Annotated in this window: 20 protein-coding genes; 9 read left to right on the forward strand and 11 right to left on the reverse strand. The window is 68.1% G+C overall.

Annotation, left to right across the window (positions count from 1 at the left end):
* Positions 1–177: 177 nt before the first annotated feature.
* Positions 178–1,242, reverse strand: coding sequence for a phytoene/squalene synthase family protein (locus K2R93_01245; GenBank protein MBY0488439.1), 1,065 nt, complete (start codon positions 1,240–1,242; stop codon positions 178–180).
* A 27-nt stretch (positions 1,243–1,269) separates the two neighbouring features.
* On the opposite strand from K2R93_01245, the gene K2R93_01250 reads away from it, so the two are divergent.
* Positions 1,270–2,931, forward strand: a complete 1,662-nt coding sequence (locus tag K2R93_01250; protein ID MBY0488440.1) for an FAD-binding oxidoreductase — start codon at positions 1,270–1,272, stop codon at positions 2,929–2,931.
* A gap of 24 nt (positions 2,932–2,955) precedes the next feature.
* Here K2R93_01250 and K2R93_01255 read toward each other — a convergent pair whose 3' ends face one another.
* Positions 2,956–3,330, reverse strand: coding sequence for a nuclear transport factor 2 family protein (locus K2R93_01255; GenBank protein MBY0488441.1), 375 nt, complete (start codon positions 3,328–3,330; stop codon positions 2,956–2,958).
* A 91-nt stretch (positions 3,331–3,421) separates the two neighbouring features.
* Positions 3,422–3,925 (reverse strand): MarR family transcriptional regulator, encoded by a 504-nt coding sequence (locus tag K2R93_01260; GenBank protein MBY0488442.1) that lies wholly within the window; start codon positions 3,923–3,925, stop codon positions 3,422–3,424.
* Between the two features lie 96 nt (positions 3,926–4,021).
* On the opposite strand from K2R93_01260, the gene thyX reads away from it, so the two are divergent.
* Positions 4,022–4,789 carry an FAD-dependent thymidylate synthase gene (gene thyX / locus K2R93_01265; protein MBY0488443.1) on the forward strand — a complete coding sequence of 256 codons (768 nt, stop codon included), beginning with the start codon at positions 4,022–4,024 and terminating at the stop codon, positions 4,787–4,789.
* Between the two features lie 33 nt (positions 4,790–4,822).
* Here the strand turns inward: thyX and K2R93_01270 are convergent, their stop codons facing one another.
* Genes K2R93_01270 through K2R93_01285 form a run of 4 tightly spaced genes read right to left on the reverse strand, consistent with a single transcriptional unit; the run spans position 4,823 to position 8,854 of the window.
* Positions 4,823–6,724: a DUF4900 domain-containing protein gene (locus K2R93_01270; GenBank protein ID MBY0488444.1), complete on the reverse strand. Its 1,902-nt coding sequence runs from the start codon at positions 6,722–6,724 to the stop codon at positions 4,823–4,825.
* A gap of 17 nt (positions 6,725–6,741) precedes the next feature.
* Positions 6,742–7,932: a prepilin-type N-terminal cleavage/methylation domain-containing protein gene (locus tag K2R93_01275; protein MBY0488445.1), complete on the reverse strand. Its 1,191-nt coding sequence runs from the start codon at positions 7,930–7,932 to the stop codon at positions 6,742–6,744.
* Positions 7,929–8,306 carry a prepilin-type N-terminal cleavage/methylation domain-containing protein gene (locus K2R93_01280; protein MBY0488446.1) on the reverse strand — a complete coding sequence of 126 codons (378 nt, stop codon included), beginning with the start codon at positions 8,304–8,306 and terminating at the stop codon, positions 7,929–7,931. Before K2R93_01280 ends, K2R93_01275 begins: the two co-directional genes overlap by 4 nt.
* Positions 8,303–8,854 carry a GspH/FimT family pseudopilin gene (locus K2R93_01285; protein MBY0488447.1) on the reverse strand — a complete coding sequence of 184 codons (552 nt, stop codon included), beginning with the start codon at positions 8,852–8,854 and terminating at the stop codon, positions 8,303–8,305. Before K2R93_01285 ends, K2R93_01280 begins: the two co-directional genes overlap by 4 nt.
* Positions 8,855–9,112: 258 nt before the next feature.
* On the opposite strand from K2R93_01285, the gene K2R93_01290 reads away from it, so the two are divergent.
* From K2R93_01290 to K2R93_01310, 5 genes are all read left to right on the forward strand, one after another.
* Complete coding sequence (locus K2R93_01290) at positions 9,113–9,589, forward strand: hypothetical protein (protein MBY0488448.1); 477 nt, start codon at positions 9,113–9,115, stop codon at positions 9,587–9,589.
* Positions 9,586–9,927: a hypothetical protein gene (locus tag K2R93_01295; GenBank protein ID MBY0488449.1), complete on the forward strand. Its 342-nt coding sequence runs from the start codon at positions 9,586–9,588 to the stop codon at positions 9,925–9,927. Before K2R93_01290 ends, K2R93_01295 begins: the two co-directional genes overlap by 4 nt.
* The gene (locus K2R93_01300) at positions 9,918–10,856 is read left to right on the forward strand and encodes a prepilin-type N-terminal cleavage/methylation domain-containing protein (GenBank protein MBY0488450.1); all 939 of its coding nucleotides are present in this window, start codon (positions 9,918–9,920) and stop codon (positions 10,854–10,856) included. Before K2R93_01295 ends, K2R93_01300 begins: the two co-directional genes overlap by 10 nt.
* Complete coding sequence (locus K2R93_01305; protein MBY0488451.1) at positions 10,853–11,980, forward strand: hypothetical protein; 1,128 nt, start codon at positions 10,853–10,855, stop codon at positions 11,978–11,980. The genes K2R93_01300 and K2R93_01305 overlap by 4 nt, the downstream gene beginning before the upstream one ends.
* A gap of 166 nt (positions 11,981–12,146) precedes the next feature.
* Complete coding sequence (locus tag K2R93_01310; protein MBY0488452.1) at positions 12,147–13,331, forward strand: hypothetical protein; 1,185 nt, start codon at positions 12,147–12,149, stop codon at positions 13,329–13,331.
* 26 nt (positions 13,332–13,357) lie between these two features.
* Here the strand turns inward: K2R93_01310 and K2R93_01315 are convergent, their stop codons facing one another.
* The 3 genes from K2R93_01315 to K2R93_01325 form a co-directional block, all read right to left on the reverse strand.
* A complete protein-coding gene (locus tag K2R93_01315; GenBank protein ID MBY0488453.1) occupies positions 13,358–15,454 on the reverse strand; it encodes an elongation factor G in 2,097 nt (698 codons plus the stop codon).
* A gap of 344 nt (positions 15,455–15,798) precedes the next feature.
* Positions 15,799–16,356 carry a hypothetical protein gene (locus tag K2R93_01320; GenBank protein ID MBY0488454.1) on the reverse strand — a complete coding sequence of 186 codons (558 nt, stop codon included), beginning with the start codon at positions 16,354–16,356 and terminating at the stop codon, positions 15,799–15,801.
* A 194-nt stretch (positions 16,357–16,550) separates the two neighbouring features.
* On the reverse strand, positions 16,551–17,036 hold the full coding sequence (locus tag K2R93_01325; protein ID MBY0488455.1) for a hypothetical protein: 486 nt from the start codon (positions 17,034–17,036) through the stop codon (positions 16,551–16,553).
* A 100-nt stretch (positions 17,037–17,136) separates the two neighbouring features.
* Here K2R93_01325 and K2R93_01330 point away from each other — a divergent pair, with 100 nt between their 5' ends.
* Positions 17,137–18,900, forward strand: coding sequence for a DUF1800 domain-containing protein (locus K2R93_01330; GenBank protein MBY0488456.1), 1,764 nt, complete (start codon positions 17,137–17,139; stop codon positions 18,898–18,900).
* Between the two features lie 16 nt (positions 18,901–18,916).
* Positions 18,917–20,194: a DUF1501 domain-containing protein gene (locus K2R93_01335; protein MBY0488457.1), complete on the forward strand. Its 1,278-nt coding sequence runs from the start codon at positions 18,917–18,919 to the stop codon at positions 20,192–20,194.
* On the opposite strand, the gene K2R93_01340 is transcribed toward K2R93_01335, so the two are convergent.
* Positions 20,091–22,394, reverse strand: coding sequence for a PBP1A family penicillin-binding protein (locus K2R93_01340; protein MBY0488458.1), 2,304 nt, complete (start codon positions 22,392–22,394; stop codon positions 20,091–20,093). The genes K2R93_01335 and K2R93_01340 overlap by 104 nt on opposite strands.
* Positions 22,395–22,425 lie beyond the last annotated feature (31 nt).

A 22,425-nucleotide genomic window follows, 5' to 3' on the forward strand; every position in this document is an offset into this window, starting at 1 on the left:
CGATTCTCGCGCAGGACCCAGCCGCGAGGCCACCACGGTGGCCTTGACTAGTTGGCCTTTCTCATAGAAGGCATCCGGGAGATCCAAGTCGTCCACGCACGGCCGTCGGATGGCGTGGACCGCTTGGATGACTCGGATGTGATCAGTTTTTCTCCCTGCTCACGTCGGCTGTTCGCGTCACCCGGCGAAGGCGAGCTCGAAGCTGCGCTGGCGCACGCGGGCCACGAGCCAGCGGACGCCGCGGTTGCTGATGGCGAGCATGGCGCCGGTCATGAGGAGCGACTTCACCTCGCGGCGCGAGATCTTCACGCTGCCGCCCGGCTTGAGCATCGCCGTGCTCTGCACGAGATCGCGCAATGTGGCGTACGCCAGGAGCAACGGCAGGATGCAGAACAGACGGATCTGCACCGCCCGGCGCGGGATGTCGAGGAGATAGGTGAGCGCTTCCTCGAGATCGTGCCACGCGAGCTTGATGAGCTGCGTGAGCGCTTCGCGATTGGAGGCGAGGAGCTCCGGCGCGAGGATCCTGCTCTGCGTGCTGCCGTGCGCCTTGAGCAGTTCCTCGGGGATGTACACCGAGTTCTCCTGCTCGGCGTCCACCGCCACGTCCTTCAGGATGTTCACCGTCTGCAGCGCTTCGGCAAAGGCGCGGCAGCGCTCGCGCAGGATGGCGTAGCGCCGCTCACCGATACTCGGCGAATGCTCATGCCAGAGATCGGTGAGCATGTACCCCACGGTGCCGGCGACGTAGTAGCAGTACTCCTGGTACTCGTCGAGCGTCTGGATGCGAATGCCGTTCGGATACAGCAGCACGAACTTGCGCATCCCCACGGCCATTTCGGCGACCCATTTGCGCACCACGGCCTGCGTGTTCACCGGCAGCGCACGGAAGTGCTCGAAGACGAGCGGCGTGTTGCGCGTGAGCGTGAGATGCGCGAGATCGCCGGTCAGGTCCTGCACCCCGGCCGTGAACGCGGCCAGCGAGTCCGGACGGTCGAACGCCTCCAAGAAGCGATCGAACAGCGCCGCCTTCACCTCGGGATCGATGCCGGGGGCGTCTTCCACCGTGTCGGCGATGCGGCAGAGGAGATAGGCATCGAGGACCGCCTGTCCCAGATCGCCGGGCAGCACCTTGATGCCGAGCGCGAAGGTCCGCGACACGGCCGGCAGGATGGCATGGCAGAACCGGGCAGCGTCCCGTTGGGCGAGGGCGTCGCTGACGGCGGGGGGAAGAGCGGACATGGGGTCGAAAGATACTAGCTTGCAGGGATGGCTGGTCTGTCTGCTTCCGATCCCTTCGCCGCGCCGCACGTGGAGCGCCCGGCGGGCTTTCGCGGTGTCTTCCGTACCGACCTGCTGGCCCGGGCGGTGTACGCGGAAGGCGCCGGCATTGCGCGCTGTGTGCCGCGCGCGGTGGCGGTCCCCGCGGACGTGGAGGATGTGAGCCACCTGGTCCGCTGGGCGAAGCAGTCTGGGACGCCACTCATCCCGCGCGGGTCGGGGAGCGGCATGGCGGCCGGCGCGGTCGGGCCGGGGGTGGTGGTCGATCTGAGTCGGTTCCGCGACATCGCCCCGGTCGACGTCGCCGCACGGCGGGTGCGGGTGGGCGCCGGTGCCCTGCGCGGCGCCGTGAACGCGGCGGCCGGGAGCGCCGGGCTGCGCTTCCCGGTGGATCCCTCGAGCGGCGCGTTCTGCACGGTGGGTGGCATGGTCGCGGCGAATGCCGCCGGCGCCCGCACGCTACGCTTCGGCGCGACACGCCCATGGGTCCGCGGGCTCGAGTGCGTCTTCGATGATGGGTCGGTGGCGTGGGTGCATCGCGACCAACCCTCGCCGCTGCACGTCCCGGCGGTCGCCCGGTTGGTTCGCGCGCTCGAGGAGCTGCGGGCCCTTCCAGCGGCGGCGCTCACCCACGCGGGGGTCCGCAAGGAGTCGAGCGGCTACGGGGTCGCGGCGGCGCTCGCGCCGGACGGCCATCTGGTGGACCTGCTCGTGGGCAGCGAGGGGACGCTGGCGCTCTTCACCGCGGTCGACCTCGCGCTCATCCCCACGGCGGGGGGCACGGCGACGGTGCTGGCGTCCTTTGCCTCGCTCGAGGCGGCGTCGGCCTGTGCGGTCGCGATCGGCGCGGCCGGCGCGACGGCGTGTGAGCTGCTCGACCGGACGTTTCTGGACGTGGCCGCGCGGGGTGGCTCAACGGGGGTGCCGGGGGACGCCGAGGCGGTGCTGCTGTGCGAAGTGGAGGGCGAAGGCCCGGGGGCGGTGGGGTCGCTGCTTGATCAACTGCTGTATATCTGCGACGAACATGGCGCGATGGAGACGCGAAAAGCGAGCGATCCGGACACGGAGCACAAGCTCTGGACGCTCCGCCATGCCGCCAGCCCCATCCTCGCCTCGCTGGCCCCGAGGCTCCGCTCGATGCAGTTCATCGAAGACGGGTGTGTACCGCCGGCCGCGTTCCCCGATTACGTGCGCGGCGTCCGCTCGGCGCTCCGGCGGTTCGAAATGCCGGGGGTGATCTTTGGCCACGCCGGCGACGCCCATGCCCATGTGAACCCGCTGGTGGACACCTCGGCGGTCGGCTGGCGCGACCGGGTGCACGGCGTGCTGCAGGAGGTCTGCGGACTCACGGCGAAGCTCGGTGGGACGCTGGCCGGTGAGCATGGCGATGGGCGGCTGCGCGCCCCCCTGCTTGATCAGGTCTGGGGGCTCGAGGCGCGGGCCGCCTTTGCCCATGTGAAGGAGGCGGGCGACCCGTCGGGAGTGCTGAACCCAGGGTGCAAGGTCGCCAGCTCGGGCGCCGAGCCGTTCACGATGCTGCGCCACGATCCGGAGGCGCCGGCGCTGCCGGCCGCGGCGCAGGCGCTGCTGGCCGAGGTGGAACGGACGCGCGATTGGGGGCGGTATCGACTGGCCGAGCTGCCGGCCTGACCCGCCCCCTCCCACCGGCGGACGTCAGACCTGGACGGCGCTCGCTGAGTCGTAGAGGAACCGCTCGCGGACGATGTAGCCGTCCTTCCACGTCTGCAGCGCGACCTGATCGAGGCGCATGCGCTTTCCGTCGACGGCGGTGAAGTCGAGGATGTAGTGAATCGCCGCCTCATCACCGGAGGCCACGACGGTGGTGGCCACGTTCTGGTGGATTTCCTTCACGTAGGCCAGGAAGCCCTTCTCCCGCTCGATGTTCGCGTCCTTGCCGACGCAGGGCGGGTTGTTGTTGTCCTGCATGACGACGTCGGGCGCGTAGAACTCCTGCATCGCGTCGAGGATCCGGCCGGCCGTGACGTACTCGACGAGCGCCTTGGCGCGCTCCGGGGTGCTCTGACTCATGACACACGCTCCTTGGGGTTGAGTGAACACCCCAAGGATAGCGCCATTTAGTTGCTTAAGCAAGTACTGCTATGAAAACTTTTGTCTAAACTTAGGCCTGCCGGTTCCGGATCGCCCCCAGCAGCTCGATCAGCGTGTGCAGTTCCGGCTTGCTGAGCATGGCGACCGCCGCCTCGTCGGCCGCATCGACCTCGGGGTCGAGCTTGGCCAGGAGGACCTCGCCCGCCGGGGTGATCTGGCAGAGGACCTGTCGTCGGTCGGGGCGGCTCCGGTCGCGCGTGACGAGCCCGGCCTGCTCAAGCTTGTCCAGCAACCGGGTGACCGTGGAGCCCTCGTCGATCATGCGATCGCGGATCGCGAGGGTCGGGAGCCCGGCTGGGCCGGCGCCGCGGAGAATGCGCAGCACGTTGTATTGGGCGAGGCTCAGCCCGTGGGGCTCGACCACGCGGGCAAAGCGTCGCGACACCACGGAGGCGGTGCGCAGGAGGGCGATCGCCGCCTCCTGGGCGTCCGAGCGGAAGGGGCGGGTCTGTTTGATCTCGTCACGGAGCGACGGCAGCGAGGCGGGCGCGCTGGTCGCGTGGGGCTCGTTCATCGGAGGGGGAGCCGAGGGTATGTTTGGGAGCGGCACCGCTCCCGCCACATAAGGTGCAGCGTGGCCGCAAATCCTCAACCCGACTGGTCCTCCCGCATGCCGCTCTCCGACGCCGCGATTCTTCGTGAACCCACGGTCACTGTGCTGGCCCGCCCGCAGTTTGCCGAGCCCGCCCACCTGCCCGTGCAGTGGATTGGTGAGAGCACGGACGGTGAGCGGCTCGCGGAGTTTGCCGGGCGACTCTGCTACATGAGTCAGAAGAATCCGGCCGGGCGCACGACGCGCGACTATCTCGAGAACATCAAGAAGCAGGGCCACGGCAGCGTGCTGGAGCACGCGACCTACTCGCTGTTGCTCGAGGGGATCAGCCGCTCGCTGACGCATGAACTCGTGCGCCACCGCGCCGGCTTCGCCTATTCCCAGCTCTCGCAGCGCTACGTGGACGAGAGCGAGGCGCAGTTCGTGATGCCACCGGCGATGATCGGCGACGAACCGCTCGAGGCGGCATGGCGCGCGCAGGTGGAATCGGCACAGGCGAGTTATGTGGCGCTCGTGGACAGCCTGATGACGCGGTATGCGTGGGTGGACGACAAGGTGCACCGCCGCAAGATGGCCCGCGAAGCGGCGCGCGGCGTGCTCCCCAACAGCACCGAAACCAAGATCGTCGTGACCGGCAACGCGCGGGCGTGGCGCACCATGCTCGAACTGCGCTCGAGCGAGGCGGCCGAGCTCGAGATTCGCCGCATGGCCGTGGCCGTGCTGCGGGTGCTGCAGGCGGAAGCGCCGGCGTTCTTCAGCGACTTCGAGATCTACACGGCGGGTGATCGCCGTGAGGCCGCGCGCATTTCGTATCACAAGGTCTGACGGGCGCGATCCGGTTCGCGCGCCGCATCCCCGTCAGCGCCGCGCGAACCAGTCCGCGATGTTGAAGCCCTGCGGATCCACCTCGAAGAACTGACTGAGTGTCCAGCGCCCCGTGGTGGGGAAGTACGGCGGCGGAAAGCTCATCGCGCAGCGGTTGAACGAAATGTCCGAGACGTAGCCGTGGCGCGCCGAGCCGCTGATCGTGCCACCTTGGCCGGCGCGGCTCTGGATGCGCCCGCCGATCTGCCGAATGGTGCCTCGGTCCACCCAGTACGCCGTGGACAGGCCGGTGGGCGGCACCGGGTCCTCGGTCCCGATCGAGCGCAGGGCCATGATCACCGCGTGCACGTTCATGTCGGGGCGATTGGTCGAGGCGCTGAAGTCCTTGCGAGGCAGCAGCCAGGACGCATTGCTGTTGTCACGGCGCTGCTGCGGACTCTGAATCATGTTGTCGGCCCACAGCACATTCTCGCCGCTGAAGAGACCGAGAATATCATCGTCGGCCCGGCAGGATCCGGTGGTCGTTGCCGGGCTCGTCGCGTTGGTCACATCGGATAACACGACGAGGTTGTTGCGGGTGGCGAGGGTGACGCGCCCACGCACCACTCCGCTGACCCCCACGCGACCTTCCACGAAAATCGCGCCGCGAAACACGGGGTTATAGGTCGGACTGAGCGGCCAGAGATACGCGCCATCGGGTCGAGCGGCGACCAGCGGTGGTACCGTCCCCGCCGTCCGAGGCAGCCAACTGCCTCCCGAATCGGTAGGGGTGAACACTCCCGTCGGATTCAGCCGCGGATCGCCGCCGAGAAAGCAGCGCGCGCTCGCGTTGTCGAAGGCAGTCTGCTTGTTGATCATCTTCGTGCGATAGCCACTGCCCGCCACCTCCGGGATCCGTCGGAAGGTCGTCGGCACCGCCGTGAGCCCCGCCACCGTGGTGGTCACGCCGCAGTTCGGCGAGTACAGCGCGCTATCCTGCGTGCCGGTCACGCCCGCCGGCGGGACCTGCGTGCGCGCCGCCGTCCATCCGTGCCCGTACGGATTCGTGGCTCGCGATTGGTACACCCGGAAGTAGCCGTCATCGGGACCAGTGGTCGTGCCATCCCCGTCGGCATCCACGGCCACGAACTCGATACGCATGGTCACCGTGGCGCTGTCGCCCACCACGACGCTGGGCGTGAACACGTAGCCCGCCTTCTGGGCAATGCTCTTGAGGATGTTCAGGTCGGCCGTGCCGGGCATGTCGATCGGCGCGACCCGTTGCGCTGGCCCCTTGTCCCACTGCGCGTTGCCGGCGTTGTAGACGCCGCGCGCGGTCGTGACCACGTCCTTGAAGATGGCCTGCGGCGGCGAGCCGCTGAAGATGTAAATCGAGTCGTTCGAGTGGAACGGCCCCTGGGCGGTCCATCCATTCGCGAACCAGAGAATGCCACCACTCGCGCTGTTGCCGTCGTCGGTGAAGTAGGCATAGCGCGCGAAGGAGGTCTGATAGACGAGCGCGCGTCGCACCGCCGCATTACCGGCGGCGTCGACCACCCGCGAGAGGATCTCGGCCTGCACCCCGAACTCGCCGGCGTTGCCCAGCGAATCGGCGTTCCCGATGCGCCCGACCCAAGTGGTCCGCCGGATGCCGTTGCTGTTGGCGATGGCCACGTTGCTCTCGAGCGTGGCGTAGCCGGTCAGGGGCACCGAGTCGAGCCGGGCGTTGAGGCGATCACGCGCCTCTTCCAGACCGCTCAACGCCGCGTCGTCGAGCATGGCGGTGCGCTCGCTGGCGTTCTGCACCAACGTGTTCCCCATGACCAGCATCGACGACGCCAGCGCAAGGGTAATGCCGACCACGCTCACGATCAGCACCGTGACGAGCGCCATCCCGCGCCGCACGCGGCGAGCGGGCGTCGTCGGCCGGTGCACCGGCCGCGTGCGGGAGGGCACAACGCAAGAGGAGAGGGTCATGGCACGTTGACGAACGCCGAGATGGCCAGCGCGGAGACGTTCGGGGTGCAGTCCTGCACCGCGAGCGCGTACCGATAGGACGCGGGTCGGATGGGCCATCCGGTATCGCGAATGGTGTACGTGGCGGCCTGATTGGCGGCGACCGTGGTGATCGGTTCCCCCCACCCAGTGGCCCCGTTCTGCTGCCGCCAGATGACGTAGCGAATGACATCCTTCTCGCCACCGCCGTCGTCGGTCGCCTTGGGAATGACGAGCTGCACGAAACTCGAATCGGCACGCCAGGTCACCGTGGGTGCGCTGGGCGCCAAGGGGACGCGCCCACACGCCCGCGACTGCCGCGCGTTGGCGACATTGGGCAGCGGAATCACATAGCGGACCGTTTCGCGCGTACCGCCGCGGGCCGGCGTGACCTCATAGTTCACTTCCACTGCGCGGAGCGCATCGACGCGCGTGGTGATGGCGGTTCCTGTGTCGGCGCCGGTGCCGCGCTGGGCGACGCTCTTGGTGAGCGGCAACCAGCCCCGCGGCACCGTGTCGAGGCTCGCGTTCACGACCCCATAGCGCGACGGATCGTAGAAGAAACGGAAGAAGGTCCGGTTCGTGGCTTTGCTGATGCCGGTGGCGATCACCTCGGGGGGCGCGTCGTTCACGCGCCGATAGAGCGCGTACTTGCCGGGTCCCGCCGTCGTATCCGGGGCAAACCAGTAGCTCAACAGCTCGGCGTCGCTATTGATGAACACGCTGGGCGACTGGGAGTAATCCTGCAGCGGATACGTCAGCGCCGGTCGCGATCCGGGTACCGCAATGGCATTGCTGACGCGAATGGCGGTGGTGGTGCCGGCCTCGGCGTAGCGATCCACATACACGGCGCCGGTCAGGGCAACCGAGTCTTTGTTGGTGGTCGTCAGATCGGCGTTGAACGCCAGCGCGCTGTCGTTGGCCAGGACAATGATGGGCTGCACATCGCCCACATTCGTGCCGGCGGTGCGCAACTCGGTGCGCAGCAGATCGCGCCCAAAGCGCCCGCTTTGGACCGCGTTGTTGCGGTCGGCCAGCAGGCGAAAGCTGCGGGACTGGGCGACCACGAAATTGATCGCGCCCGCAAACACGACGCCGAAGATCGTGATCGAGATGAGCACCTCGAGCAGGGACATGCCGCGACGGCGCGCGGGCAGGCGGGGGGTCATGGCGCGGACACCGAGATGGTGCGGCGCACCGGCGTCGCCAGCGCACCGGCCTGCACGGCCGTCACGGTAACCGCGATGCGCTTGAGACGCCGCCGATTGGTCGTATCGGTCGTCACGGTGGTGGTGGTCACCAGACCGTCTTGCGTGCCGTTGTAGGACGCCCCTGCAAGCAGGTCGAGCGTGGACCACGTCGGCCATCCGCGCGCCAGGCCGATCTGCACGTCCGCGCGGGCAAAGGCGCGCGTCCGGATGTTCGAGGCGCCGATGCTGCGCTGCATGTTCGTGGTGCCCATCCCCATGGCCAGGAGCAGGCCGGAGAGGATGGTGAGCGCGATGATGGTTTCGATGAGCGTGAAGCCGCGACGCGGGGTCATTGCAGCCGCCATCCGGTGTTCGCGTAGAGAAACACGGTAGCCCGCCCGGTGGCCCGATCGAGGCGCAGCGCCCGCGAATCCACGAACGGTCCGCCGGCCTGTCCACGGCGCGAGGTGAGGTAAAGCGTCCCGGCGCGATCGAGCGCCCCATTGCGCTGGATGACCAACGCTGGCCTGCCACCGATCGACTGGAGCGTCGGAAACTGGGCGGTGGCACCGTTGAACGAGGGAATGCCGGCGCCGCGCGCAAACGCCACCCGCTCGCCGAGCAAGGCGGGGCGCGTCTTCTCGTTCGCGTCGATCTGGAGATTGTTATTCGCATCCCACACGGTGCGCACGATCCGCGCGGCGGTATCGAAGACGATCAGCACGTTGTGCCCACGCGCGATGGCATCCGAGCGGGCCGCGAGCATGGCGCTCGTGATCGTGCGCGCGGCTCCGTCGACCTGCGACCGCTCGACCCGCAGGCGCGGCAGGGCGAGGCCGGAGAGGACGGCGATCATGACGATCACAATGAGGAGCTCGATGAGCGTGAAGGCGCGACGCATCGACCGGTGCTGGGGAATGAGACGGGGTGGACCCGCCAGATGACGATGAAACGTTCTTCATGTAACCCCGGTCACTCGCCACGTCCAAACGTGAAGCTTTACTCATGATCGTATAAAGCACTGATACGAAAACACTTAACTCACTCTTCCACTTCAGAGAAATTTCCTACTCTGAAATGCATTTCCAGCGCGTTCGGCGTTACACGCTACCGGCACCAACCGTCATAGATCAGACGGTTTGTCCCCGCTAACCTCTCCATGTCCCCACACGCGCCGCGCCGCGGCTTTACGCTCGTTCAGATGTTGGTGGTGATCGCGATCATGGGCGCGATCATGTTTCGCGTCGCGCCCATCATCACCGATCTGAAGCGACGGAGCGCGTTGCGCGCAGCGCGGACGGAGCTCATTGCCGCCTTCTCGTCGGCGCAGGAAGCCGCGATGCAGAAGGGGAAGACGGCCACGCTCACGATCAGTGGCAACAGCATCACGGTCACCGCGCTGAGTGGTCTGACGGGCAATACGGTCACCGTGCTGGGCCCGATTCGCTTCGCCGATTTCGGCGCCACGCTGACGCCGCTCACGCCCGCGCCGAGTGCGCTGTCGTTTGATGCGCGCGGGTTGGTGACGCCGGCCACGACGCAAACGAACAGCTATGTGGTGACGGTGCCGGGTGGTGCGGATACGGTGTGCGTCTCCGGGGGCGGATTGGTGCTGCCCAAGGGGTGCGTGCTGTGAGTCGTCCGCGGGCCGGTGTGTCGATCATCGAAGTGCTGATTGCCTGCGTGCTGCTCACCGTAGCCGTCATGGGCATCGTGGGGGCGGCGACCAGCATCAGCAAGCAGACGGGGAACAGCCGTCGGCAGATTCAGGCCGCCGGCATGGCGCAACAGCGGCTCGATTCGCTGCGCAGCCTGCCGTGCAGTGGCATCGTGGCCGGGTCGTCCACGCGCCAGGGAATCTCCCAGACGTGGACCGTGAGCGGGACCGGGAGCACGCGCACCATCGTGCTCACCATGCGCCTGCCGCGCATGACCAACGCCCAGACCTATCGGGCGCTCGTGCCATGCGTCTGAGCCGCTCGCACGCCGCGCGCCCTACTGGGGCACGATCCCGCCGGGGCTTCACGCTCCCGGAGCTCATGGTCACCATCGTGATCCTCGGGCTCCTCGGGACGGCCGTCGCCGACATGATGCTCAAGCAGCAGCGCTTCTATCAGCGCACGAACGAGGAGATGCTCGTGCGCCGCAACCTGCGCAAAGCGCTGGCGATGCTCCCCACCGAACTGCAGGGCGTGTCCACGCCCGGTGGCGACATCAGCGCGTTCTCCACGAGTGCGATCACCTTCCACAGCATTCTTGGCTCATCGCTCGTGTGCGCGAAGGGGAGTTCCACGCAGATCGACGTGCCCCCGGTGAACACGGCGCGCACGACGACGTCGAGCTGGTACACGCTCCCCGCCGTTGGCGATACGCTGTACGCGCTGCGCAACGACTCGTCGGGCGTGGACGGGGACTACTGGTCGGCGCACCGCATCACGGCGGTGGCGTCGAGCAGCGCGTACCGCCCCACCGCGACGTACACCGATGCCACACTGGATGCCGGCAAGCTGCGCTATCGCTTCACCGTCACGCCGGCGCTTCCCGATTCCGTGGTGCCGGGGTCGGCCCTGCGCTTCGTGCGCAGCGCGCGCTACTCGCTGACGCAGGCGACGTCGGGGAACTGGTACATCAACCGCACCGAGCAGGTGGGTGGCGCCTGGCAGGCGAGTGTCCCGGTGGCCGGTCCCTTCGTGGCACCAGGGCTCAACGGCTCGGGAGGGATGGTGTTCGCCTACTACGACTCCACCGGCGCCGTGACCGCGACGGCGGCCCGCATCGCGCGCGTCGATGTCGTGCTGCGCGCCCTCGGCGGGAGCAGCTCCGGCACCAGCGGCCTCGGTGTGTCGAGTGCGGGCGTCCGCGACTCGATGTCTATTGGTATTGCCATCCGGAACCGTCGATGACCGCCGTCATGCCCCGCCCGCTGGTTCGTGAGCGCCGAGGCTCGGCGCTGATTCTCGTGCTCGTCGCGATGGTCGTGCTGTTGGTCTTGTCGAGTGGCGCGATGTTCGGCTCCATGCAGGAGCTGCGCACCAGTCGGAACGCGTCGGTGCAGCAGCGCGCGCAGCAGGCGTCCGAGTTCGGGTTGAATCAGCAGCTCGCGCAGTGGGGGACCACCCGCAACGCGATGGCGAACGGCGCCATCGATTCCACAGTGGTCGCCGTGCAGACTGGCGACACCGCGCGCGTCCGGGTGCAACGCCTGAATGCGCGCACCTTCAACATCGTATCGATCGGCCGGTCGGCGATCGGCAACGGGCTGATGGAAGCGCAGCGGCAGACGAGCATGCTGGTCCGCGTGAGCAGTCCGTCGATCATGCCCCTCGGCCTGATGTCGATCTTCAACAACATCAACGTGCAGGGCTCACCGGTGCTCGACGGGCGCAACACGCCGCCGCCCGGTTGGAGCGCGTGCAGCGGCTACCCGACGACCGACACGGTGGCGCTCGCGTACAATCCGGCAGCGGTACCGACCATTCAGAAGGCCAACCAGACCGTGGGCGGCACACGGGCCACGGCCGCCGCCGCCGACACCTCCACGTACTCGGTCTTCGGGACGGAAACGTGGGCGTCGCTCATTGCCAAGGCCAACGTCACGACCAGCGGCGGGAATCCCTCGCCCGTGGGGACGAGCACGACGTGCGTGACGTCGTCCACGAACTGGGGGGAACCGAACCGCAGCGGCAATCCGATCGTGGGCTGTCAGAACTACTTCCCGATCGTGTACTCGGCCGGTGATCTCTCGATCACCGGCGGCCGAGGTCAGGGGATTCTGCTGGTGAACGGCTCGCTCACCATTCGCGGGAATTTCGTCTTTGCGGGAATCATTCTCGTGCGGAACAACCTCGACGTGGCCGGTACGCCGACGCTCTACGGATCGGTGATGGTGCGGGGTGCCAATGGCGCGGCGTCCAGTATTCTGGGCAACGCCGAGTTCAACTTCAGCCACTGCGCGACGGGGCAGGCGCTCTCCGGCCTCGCGACGCCACGACGCACGGCCCAACGGAGCTGGACCCAGCTGTACTGAGGGGCGCGCTCCTCGAGCGCTCGACCCATCCGACGCGTCACCGCCCCCCGGGCTGTGACGCGTTTTTCCCGTCGTTCGTCTGAGGTGTGCAGGAGTTCATGAGCCATTGCTCATGAACTTGCACGTCGGATTCCAGTTTTCGACGCTCCCTGGCCCTCACGGCACCATGTCCCGACTGTCCGCACGACGCCGCCGTCGTGCTCTTCCGCATCCGTCGCCGCTGATGGCGACCCCGCGCCGCGACCGTCGCGGCTCGGCGCTCATTCTCGTGCTCGTGGCCATGGTGGTGCTGCTGGTGCTGTCGAGCGGGGCAATGATGGGGAGCATGCAGGAGCTCCGCATCAGTCGCACGCTGGCCATGCAGCAGCGAGCGCAGGCCGCGGCGGAGTTTGGCATGACCAATGAGCTGGCCAACTGGCCGGCCACGCGCAGCTCGATGGCGAACGGCGCGATCGATTCGTCGGTGGTCGTGATTCAGACGGGCGACACCGCGCGCGTGCGGGTGCAGCGTCTGAATGCGAAGACGTACAACGTCGTGTCGATTGGTCGCGCAGCAATCGGCAGCGGGTTGCTGGAAGCGCAACGGCAGACGAGCATGCTCGTGCGCGTGAGCGGCGGCGGCCGGCTCAGGCCGCTGGGGCTGCTCACGATGAACGACGACGTGCAGATCCAGGGCTCGGCCCTCGTGGACGGTCGCAATACGGCGCCGCCGGGGTGGACCGACTGCGCCACGTTTCCCACCGGTGACACGACCGCGATCGCGTATGATCCATCGACCGTGCCGCAGGTGCAGAAGGCCAACCAGACCGTGGGCGCGCTGCGGTCGAATCCGTTGGCGGCCGACCCCAACACGTACAACGACATTGGCGGCGAAACGTGGGCCGCGCTGGCCGCGCGTGCGGGGATCAAAGTGTCGGGCAATCTCAACCCGGCGCCGGTGGGCTCCGCGACGTCGTGCACGATGTCGTCGAGCAACTGGGGCGAACCGTATCGCGGCAATGGCTCGGTGGCCGGGTGCCAGAACTACTTCCCGCTGATCTACTCCGCCGGGGATCTCGACCTGCAGGGCAATGGCCGCGGGCAGGGCATCCTGATCGTGGACGGGCGGCTCCGCATCCGGGGCAATTTCGAGTTCTACGGTCTCATTCTCGTGGGCCAGCGCTTCGAGATGGAAGGCTCGTCGCAGGTGTACGGCGCCGTGATGGTGAATGCGCCGACGAATGAAGATTCCAAGATCATTGGCAATGCGACCATGCGCTTCAGTCACTGCGCGCTGGGCAAGGCGGCCGCGGCCCTGGGCGGCGGCACGGTCACGCGCACCAAGACGCGGAGCTGGGCGCAGGTCTACTAAATCCGACCTGCGCCCGGCGCCGGCGGCTAGGCGTTGCTTTCCTCCATCTCGCGGGCGTGCTCCGCGATGATCTTCTGCGCGGCGTCGTGCGGGACCTGTTCGTAGCCACTGAAGCGGCGCACGAACGTGCCGAAGCCGTGCGTGAGTGAGAAGAGCTGCGTGGCGTAGAGGTGCAGCTCGCTTTGCGGCACCACGGCGCGGATCACGGTGCGGTCGCCGTTAGTGTCGGTGCCGAGGATGCTGCCGCGACGGCCGGAGAGATCGCCCATCACGTCGCCAAGGAAGGCATCGGGGACCGTGATCTCGAGGTGATCGAGCGGCTCGAGCAGCACCGGACGGCACTTGCTCGCCACGCCCTTGAACGCGAGGATGCCGGCCATCTTGAACGACATTTCGTTCGAGTCCACCGAGTGCGTGGAGCCGTCGTACACCTCAACGCGGAAGTCCACGAGCGGGAAGCCGGCCAGCACGCCGCGTGCCGCAGCTTCCTGTACGCCGCGATCGACGGCCGGGATGTACTTCGATGGAATCACGCCGCCCACGATCTTGTCTTCGAACAGATAGCCTTCGCCGCGCGGCATGGGGCTCATGCGGATCCAGCAGTCACCGAACTGCCCACGCCCACCCGACTGCTTCTTGTGCCGCCCCTGCCCTTCGGCCTTGGCGGTGATCGTTTCGCGGAAGGCGATGCGCGGTTTCCCAAGCTCGGCCTGCACGCCGAACTTGCGCTTGAGAATCGCCATGCAGACGTCGAGGTGCCGCTCACCCATGCCGCCGACGAGCGTTTCGTGCGTCTCGGTGTTGTACTGCACGGTGAAGGTGGGATCTTCGTCGTGCAGCCGGTGGAGCCCCTGCTGGAGCTTGTCTTCTTCGCCGCGCACCGACGCGTGAATCGCGAAGTGCACCACGCTGTCGGGGAAGGCGATCGCCGGCAACCGCACCGGATGCTCCCGCGTGGAGAGCGTATCGTTGGTGTGTGTATTGCGCAGCTTGGCCACGCAGCCGATGTCGCCGGCGTGGAGCACGTTCACTTCCACGCGCTCGCGGCCGAGCGGCACGGAGAGGTGCCCCAGCTTTTCGATGCCGTCGCGGGTGGCGTTGAACACATCCTGCCCGTTGACGACCTTGCCCGACAGCACGCGGAAATAGCTCACATCGCCGACGTGCGGTTCGGCGAGCGTCTTGAAGACCAGCGCGGCGAACGGCCCGTCATCCTTGGCGTGCAGCTGCACCGTCTCATGCCCTTCGGCGCCGGTGAGGGCGTGGATCTCCTCCATCTCGTAGGCATTGGGCATCAGCTGCACGAGCTCGGTGAGGAGCGCGCGCACCCCGATCATGTTTTCGGCCGAGACGCAGAAGAGCGGGAACAGGTCGAGGCGCGCCATGGCGTCCTTCATGCCGTGGATAGCGTCGTCGCGCTCGATTTCCTGCCCCTCGAGATAGCGCTCGAGCAGCGCATCGTCGGTGGCGGAGATGGCTTCGATGAGCTCCTGCCGGTAGCGCGTGAACGCCTCCTGGCACTCGGCGGGGATGTCGGTCTCGACATACTCGCCCTTGGTGCCGCTCGTATACATGTACGCGCGCTGCGTGAAGAGATTGATCACGCCCTTGAAGGCAGCGCCCTCGCCGCAGGGAATCTCGACGGGGATGACCTTGCTGGTCAGCCGGTCCTTGATCTGCTGGTAGATGCGATCGAAGTTCGCGTGCTCCTTGTCCATCATCGAGACGACGAAAAGCACAGGGTCCTGCTTGGCGACGGCGGCGCGGAACATCCGTTCGGTGCCGACTTCGACGCCGCTCGCGGCCCCGATCACGCACAGCGCGCCATCGGCCGCGGCCAATCCCGCCATGGCATCGCCCTGAAAGTCGAGCGAGCCCGGGGTGTCAATGAAGTTGACCTTGCTGTCCTGCCATTCGGCGTACGCGCAGCCCAGGCTGATGGAGTAGCCGCGCTCGACTTCCTCGGGGAGGTGATCGGTGAGGGTGGTGCCTTCGCGAATGGTGCCGTGGCGTTTGCCGGAGCCGGCAGCGAAACAGAGTGCATCGACGAGGCTGGTCTTGCCGCTGCCGCCGTGGCCAACCACGGCGACGTTTCTGATGCCGGCGGAGTCGTAGTCCCGCATCGTCCCTCCACGCGGCCCGAGGCCGCGGATGTGCGCGGGACGCGCGCGCTGGAGGCGCGTGGAGCCCGCTGGGTGGGGTCCTCACCGGGTCCGCGCGATAATTGCGGCCCGTGGTCTAGCGTGTGGGCGGGACCGCGGGGAGGCAAGCACGACTGGAGGACGTGGGGTCGGGGGAAACCCTATAGCTGGGATTCAGACTTGGGAGGGATTCGGAGGTCGGAGCCCCGATCTCGCCTCCGACTTCCGAGTCTCTCTGACCCCCCGGCAAACACGGTCTCGACAACAAGAAAGGGCGACGCCTTGGCGTCGCCCTTCCGGTATTCACAGACAAAGACAGGGGCGTCTCAGTCTCCCTCCACTTCGTAGGTAAAGGCATCGGCCTGCCGAATCGAATCCAGCCAGCTCTCCACCCCAGCGTCGTCCTCGAGGCTCCGTCCCGCTCCGCCGCTGGCCGCCGAGGCGGACACCAGGGAGAAGGTCAGCGCGCGTTCCGTGCCTTCGGGCCAGTCGGGCATCGCCAGACCAGCAGCCACGCGGCGAAGCGTGGGGCCGCAGGCGCCGAGGAGCTCGGAGGCGCGGGCCTCGAGCGTCGGCAGCGGAATATCGAGATCCTGGGTGACCAGACGACCCGTCGCGACATCCCGCCACGCCGAATCTCCGACCGCACCGCGGTCCGGCCACACGCCCAGGTGGCGCACTACACCCGTCTGCACGGCTTCCAATCGCTCACTCTCGACCGTGGCCGCGATGGCCAGGGCGAGGGCCTGCGCATCGGCCTCACCGTACAGCGTCACCACTTCACGCCGCGAGCGAGTGCCGAAGGGGAGCACGGGAATCGAGTTCACGTGCGCGAGCACCGGCGAATCGCTCGGACGTGCCTCGAGTCGTACGAGGACGTCCATGGGTCCCTCCATTGCTAGGGTCAGAAGGCGTACCGGAGTGCGCTGCGTCACGTGCGCCGTCCACGTGATAGACGTGCCATCCGGTACAGGGCAACCTACGTAGAGCATCAGCCGTGCCACGAGTGACACATGTCACCGGTTGTGCAACGATCCGGCGACATCGGCGGCCGACCCCGTCCGGGGGACGGATGGGCTCAGTCGTCTGCGGGTGAGGCGTCAGCAGCCACCCAGGCGCCCCCGACGAGCGACAGCGCCATGGCTACACCAACAGGAACCGCACCGGGGATTGTTCCGGTCACACCGTAGCCTATACGCAACAGCGCCGGGAGCACGCTGGCCGACACGACGCTGTACACCGCTGCGGCCACGACGGCCGCCGCGAGACGCCAGAGCCCGCGCTGCGGCAGCACCAGCAGCGCCAGCAGCACGCCCCAGGCGGTCGCGACGAGCAGATGGTGGAGGTAGCCCAGGGCGACCGAGGTCAGCGGCGCCGAGAGAGAGGGCACGCCGATGCTTTCGAGGAGCCCGCGGCCGGCGAGCCGAAAGGCGCGGCCGGCTTCGCCATCGCGAATGCCAAGACCGAGAAGCGCCCCGCCGGTGGCAATGGTGGTCAGCGTCCCCACCGCGAACGCAGCGTCAACCAGATCCTGCCAGCGTGGGGACGAACGAGGGGCGGCCATGTCGGTAACATAAGGGTGCGTCGCACTGGGATGGGGCCGTTAACGGCCGGACAGGTGCGCCGTCCAAGCTCCTGTCACCGCTTTCGCTGAGGAGCGCTGCGTGTCGCCCTTGTCTCGCTGGATCCGCCCCCTGCTCGTTGCCCCCTGGCGCGCACTGCTGCCGGCGGTCGTGTTGGCCGCCTGCGCGCCGGCTGCCCGATCGCCTGACGCGTCGATGGCGACGCGCGGCGGGACCGGCGCCCGCGAACAGACTGCCGACCAGCAGGTCCATCATGTGCTCAATCGCCTCGCGTTTGGCGCCCGCCCGGGGGATGTGGAGACGGTTCGGGCCATAGGCGTGGACGCGTGGATCGAGCGGCAGCTGCACCCCGAACGCATCGACGATGCGGCGGTGGATCAGTTCCTCACCCAGTTTCAGGCGCTGTCGCTGACGGGCGCCCAGCTCCTCGAGATGTATCCGCCGCCGGCGCAGGCGCTGGCGCAACTCGCCCGCCGCGGGGGCGCCCCCACCGCCGAGGATTCGGCCAAGGTGCGCGAGCTCGGGCGACGCTCGACGGTGGCGCTTGGCGAGCTGGCGTCGAGCCGGGTGGCGCGCGCCGTGCTCTCCGAGCGCCAGCTCAACGAAGTGCTGGTGGATTTCTGGGAGAATCACTTCACCGTCTTTGCCGGCAAGGATCGGCTGCGCTACTTCCTGCCGGAGTACGAGGCGTCGGTCATTCGCCCGCATGCCATGGGCAAGTTCCGCGACCTGCTGGGCGCGGTGGCGAAGAGCCCGGCGATGCTGCTCTATCTCGACAACTGGCAGAGTGTGGCGGATAGCGGGCGTCCGGTGCTCGAGCCGATGAACCCCCGCATCGCGCGGCGACGCGCGGCGGTGGTGCAACGGGTGGCCCAGCAGCGGCCGCAGCTCGCCGCGCTGGCCCAGCGCAAGCGCGGCCTCAATGAGAACTACGCCCGGGAGCTGATGGAGCTGCACACGCTTGGCGTGGACGGGGGCTACACCCAGCAGGATGTGATCGAGGTCGCGCGGGCGCTCACCGGCTGGACGCTCGAACGGGGCGCCCAGGGGGGCGGGTTCGTGTTCCGGCCGCAGGTGCACGATGCCGGCGCGAAGGTGATCCTCGGACAGAAGTTCCCCGGAGGGCACGGCGAAGACGAGGGGGAACGCGTCCTGGATCTGCTCGCGCGGCACCCCAAGACCGCGGAGTTCATCAGCACGAAGCTCGCCCGCCGCCTCGTGAGCGACACGCCGCCCCCGGCGCTGGTGCAGCGTGCGGCGGCGACGTTCCGCCGCACCGACGGCGACATCCGTGAGGTCGTCCGCACCATCATCACGAGTCCGGAGTTCTTCTCGGCGAGCGCGTACCGCAGCAAGGTGAAGAGCCCGTTCGAACTGGTGACGAGCGCGCTGCGCACCATGAACGCCGCCCCCGATCCGACGCCCCGCACCGCGCAGCTCGTAAACCGGCTCGGACAACCGCTCTTTGGCCATCAGGCGCCCAATGGGTATCCGGAGACGGGCGACGCGTGGATGAACACCGGCGCGATCCTCAACCGCATCAACTTCGGGCTGTCGGTCGCGAGCGGGCGCGTCCCCGGGGTGAAGCTGGTCGACTGGGCACCAGCGAAGTCGCTGAACGGGCTCCCGCGCGATCAGCAGGTGGATGGCGTCATTCGCACGGTCCTGGGCGGCGATGCATCCGCGGATACGCGACAGGTGCTGCTCACCGGAACCAATCCGTTTCTGGCTACGCGCGCCGCCGGCGATTCCCTCGCCCCGGTGCTCGGTCCAGCCAAGCCAGCCAGCGGGCTGGCCCAAATCGTGGGGCTCGCTCTGGGCGCGCCCGAATTTCAGCGGCGCTGAGCGCCGGAGCTGATCGATGAATCGCCGAGTCTTTCTCAAGGGTGGCGCGCTGTCGCTGGTGACCTTGGGGTTGTCCCCGAGCTTTCTCAAGCGCACGGCCTTTGCCATGGACCTGCCGCGCGCCGCGCGCGGCAAGACGCTGATCGTGCTCTTCCAGCGCGGCGCGGCCGATGCGCTGAACGTGGTGATCCCGTTTGGTGATCGCGGCTACTACGCGGCGCGCCCGCAACTCGCGATTGGTTCACCGGCGCGCGCGAACGGCGCGGTCGGGGCGATCGATCTCGACGGATTCTTCGGTTTGCATCCGGCGCTTTCAAGCTTCAAGCCGCTCTGGGATCGCGGGCTGCTCGTGCCGATTCACGCCGTGGGGAGCCCGAGTGCGACCCGATCGCATTTCGACGCCCAGGACTACATGGAGACGGGCACGCCGGATCGCAAAGGCACGAGCGATGGGTGGCTCAATCGCTACCTCGCCGTGCAGGGGACGTGTGAAGCCTGTACGCCCGCCAGCAAGTCGGCGCCCTTCCGTGCCGTGGCGATGAGCGCGCAGACCCCGCGCATTCTCGGCGGCAACGCCCCCGTCGTGGCGATGAACTCGATCGACGAGTTTTCGATTCGCTCGGCCGGCAGCGACGCCGAGCGGCGGCTCGAGGCCCTCTATCGCACCGGTAATGCCGATCTCGTGCACGGCAGCGGCAGCGAGATGTTCGAAGCGCTCAAGGTGCTCAAGGCGGCCAACCCGCAGCAGTACACGCCACAGAACGGTGCCGTGTACCCGCGCAGCGAGTTCGGCAACCGCCTGCTGCAGATCGCCCAGCTCATCAAGGCGGGCGTGGGGCTCGAAGTGGCCTTCGCCGATATCGGCGGGTGGGACACGCACGTCAATCAGGGGGGCGCGCAGGGGCAGCTGGCCAATCGGCTCACCGACTTCTCGTCGTCCATTGCCGCGCTGGTGACCGACCTGGGCGATCGCATGGAGGACGTCGTGATTCTCACCTGCAGCGAATTCGGGCGCACGGTGCGGCAGAACGGCACCGGCGGCACCGATCACGGGCATGCAGGCGCGATGTTCGTGATCGGTGGATCGCTCGGCGCGTCGAAGCGGGTGCTCGGTCGGTGGCCGGGGCTCGCCCCCGAGCAGCTCTACGAAGGGCGCGATCTCGCGCTGACCACCGACTTCCGTGCGGTGTTCAGCGAGGTGGTGTCCCGCCACCTGGGCGGGGCGCAGGTGGACGCGGTGTTTCCGGGCTACGCCGGCGCGCCTCGCGAGTGGCTTGGCGTACTGCGCGCATGACCTCGGCGGCCACGTCACGGGTGATCATGCGCGCGCGATCATTGGCGTGCGCCGCCTGCAGCGCCTCATCTACAATCGCGCCGACGATCTCGGGGGGCTCAGGGGGCTCGGGCGGATCCCAATCGGGCGGATTGGCCTCGCGCATCGCGAACCACTGATCGTCTTCGCACGCGCCCTTGGGGGCCGTGCCGAGCTTGAAGTACTCGCGCCGCGACGGACCGCACCAGTCGCTGGCGAGCTTGCCGGTCCCGATATCGATCTGCCGCGATTCGATGCCTGGCGGTGGCATCCAGGGCGCGTCCTCCTCGGGGCTGTGCCATCCGTCGCGCAGAAAGCGCGCCCACTGCGGGGCTGCGAGGCGGCCACCGCTGGCGTTGCCGCCAAGCGGCGTCGGCGCGTCGGCGCCGAACCAGATGCTGGCGACGAGGGTGGGGGTATAGCCCACGAACCAGACGTCGGTGCCATCGTTGGTGGTGCCGGTCTTGCCGGCGACCGGCCCGCGAATGCCAGCGGAACGCACGGCGTAGCCGGTGCCGTGATCCACGACCCCCTGCAGCAGCGACGTGACGAGAAAGGCATCAGGCGCCTCGAGCACCTGACTCGACGTGGCCGGTGGGCGTTGCCAGAGCACGCGGCCGAAGGGATCCTCCACCTTCTCCACGAGATACGGCGTGATGCGCCGGCCCCCGTTGGCGAACGGGGCGTAGGCCGTGGTGAGCTCCACGGGCGTCACCGCTCCGGCGCCGAGCGCGAGCGCCGGCACATCGGGCAAATCGGAGGCGATGCCCTGCGCGTGCGCCAGCGCGACGATGCGGGACATGCCCACGTCGCGACTGAGGCGCACGGTGGCGGCGTTGGCCGATCGGGCGAGGGCATCGCGCATGGTGATGCGACCGGCGTATTCGTCGCCGTAGTTCGCCGGACGCCAGACTGTGCGACCAGCCCCGATCTCGACCGGTTCGTCTTCGATCATGCTGGCCGGCGTGAAGCCCTGCTGCAACGCCGCCGCGTACACGAAGGGCTTGAAGGTGGAGCCCGGCTGCCGGCGCGCGCGCAGCGCGCGATTGAAGCCGCGCCGTTCCATGCGGCGGCCACCGACGATCGCGCGCACGGCACCGGTGAAGGGATCGATCGCGACGAGGGCGCCCTGCGTGCGCGCCGCGCCGTCCAGATCGTCGCCGTTCCAACGGCGCTCCTCATCGATAGCGGCAGCGCCGACCGCCACGGTGCGTTCCGCCGCGAGCTGCGCGCGACGATCGATCGTGCTCCACACGCGGAGCTGCCCATCGTTGAGCGCCGGCGGAATGACGCCGACCTCGCGCAGAGAGTCGAGCGTCACCCGCACCGCCTCGACCGCCCAGGAATCGGCATTGCGCGTGGAGGTCCATTCGGCGCGGACGATCTTGAGCGGCGCGCGGCGCGCCGTCGCGACTGCGGCCGCTGAGGCGACCTGCTCCCGCTCGAGGACCTCCAGCACCACGGCCCGCCGCAGCAGAGCCTTGCGGCGATCGTTCCGCGGCGAATAACTCGAGGGCGCCTTGGGCAACCCGGCGAGCATGGCCGCCTCGGCCAGCGACAACTCGCCGACGCGCTTGCCGAAGAGATCGTGACTCGCGGCTTCCACGCCATACACGCCATTACCGAGGTAGATGGCGTTCAGATAGCGCTCGAGAATGTCGTCCTTGCTGAGCGCCTGCTCGAGCAACATGGCAAAGCGCCATTCGAGGAACTTGCGCCCCCAGCTGCGCTCGCTCGCGCGGTTCCCCAGAAAGACGTTGCGGGCGAGCTGCATGGTGATGGTGCTGGCCCCTTCGCGCACGCCGCCGGCGCGCACATTGCTGACCAGCGCGCGCGCGACGCCGCGCCAATCGACGCCGTGGTGCTCGCGAAAGCGGCGGTCTTCGACGGCGATGAACGCGGCGCGCACGTGCGCCGGCACCCGAGCGAGCGGCACATTGACGCGGCGTACCGGCGCCAGCGCGCTGACGAGCGCACTGTCGCGCCCGAGCAGCGCGCCGCCCTCGGTCGGGCGCCACGCGCGCAGCTCGGTGGTGGTGGGGCACCCCTGCCACCCGCATGACCACCACCAACTCGCGGTCGTGCAGGCGCCCGCCACCAGCAGGGCGAGCGCATACCGTGATGCGCGCCGCCAGCGATGGCTCCGTGGTGCGGGCGCCGATGCGTTAGCTTCCCCGGACATCACTTTCCCGTCTGACTCTTTGCCGTCCGAT

Source organism: Gemmatimonadaceae bacterium, assembly GCA_019752115.1.
Lineage (GTDB): Bacteria > Gemmatimonadota > Gemmatimonadetes > Gemmatimonadales > Gemmatimonadaceae > Gemmatimonas.

Coding starts and splice junctions, on each gene's coding strand:
- K2R93_01245 (MBY0488439.1), bottom strand. CDS start 1,242: ATGTCCGCTCTTCCCCCCGCCGTCAGCGACGCCCTCGCCCAACGGGAC.
- K2R93_01250 (MBY0488440.1), top strand. CDS start 1,270: ATGGCTGGTCTGTCTGCTTCCGATCCCTTCGCCGCGCCGCACGTGGAG.
- K2R93_01255 (MBY0488441.1), bottom strand. CDS start 3,330: ATGAGTCAGAGCACCCCGGAGCGCGCCAAGGCGCTCGTCGAGTACGTC.
- K2R93_01260 (MBY0488442.1), bottom strand. CDS start 3,925: ATGAACGAGCCCCACGCGACCAGCGCGCCCGCCTCGCTGCCGTCGCTC.
- thyX (MBY0488443.1), top strand. CDS start 4,022: ATGCCGCTCTCCGACGCCGCGATTCTTCGTGAACCCACGGTCACTGTG.
- K2R93_01275 (MBY0488445.1), bottom strand. CDS start 7,932: ATGACCCCCCGCCTGCCCGCGCGCCGTCGCGGCATGTCCCTGCTCGAG.
- K2R93_01280 (MBY0488446.1), bottom strand. CDS start 8,306: ATGACCCCGCGTCGCGGCTTCACGCTCATCGAAACCATCATCGCGCTC.
- K2R93_01285 (MBY0488447.1), bottom strand. CDS start 8,854: ATGCGTCGCGCCTTCACGCTCATCGAGCTCCTCATTGTGATCGTCATG.
- K2R93_01290 (MBY0488448.1), top strand. CDS start 9,113: ATGTCCCCACACGCGCCGCGCCGCGGCTTTACGCTCGTTCAGATGTTG.
- K2R93_01300 (MBY0488450.1), top strand. CDS start 9,918: ATGCGTCTGAGCCGCTCGCACGCCGCGCGCCCTACTGGGGCACGATCC.
- K2R93_01305 (MBY0488451.1), top strand. CDS start 10,853: ATGACCGCCGTCATGCCCCGCCCGCTGGTTCGTGAGCGCCGAGGCTCG.
- K2R93_01310 (MBY0488452.1), top strand. CDS start 12,147: ATGTCCCGACTGTCCGCACGACGCCGCCGTCGTGCTCTTCCGCATCCG.
- K2R93_01315 (MBY0488453.1), bottom strand. CDS start 15,454: ATGCGGGACTACGACTCCGCCGGCATCAGAAACGTCGCCGTGGTTGGC.
- K2R93_01320 (MBY0488454.1), bottom strand. CDS start 16,356: ATGGACGTCCTCGTACGACTCGAGGCACGTCCGAGCGATTCGCCGGTG.
- K2R93_01325 (MBY0488455.1), bottom strand. CDS start 17,036: ATGGCCGCCCCTCGTTCGTCCCCACGCTGGCAGGATCTGGTTGACGCT.
- K2R93_01335 (MBY0488457.1), top strand. CDS start 18,917: ATGAATCGCCGAGTCTTTCTCAAGGGTGGCGCGCTGTCGCTGGTGACC.
- K2R93_01340 (MBY0488458.1), bottom strand. CDS start 22,394: ATGTCCGGGGAAGCTAACGCATCGGCGCCCGCACCACGGAGCCATCGC.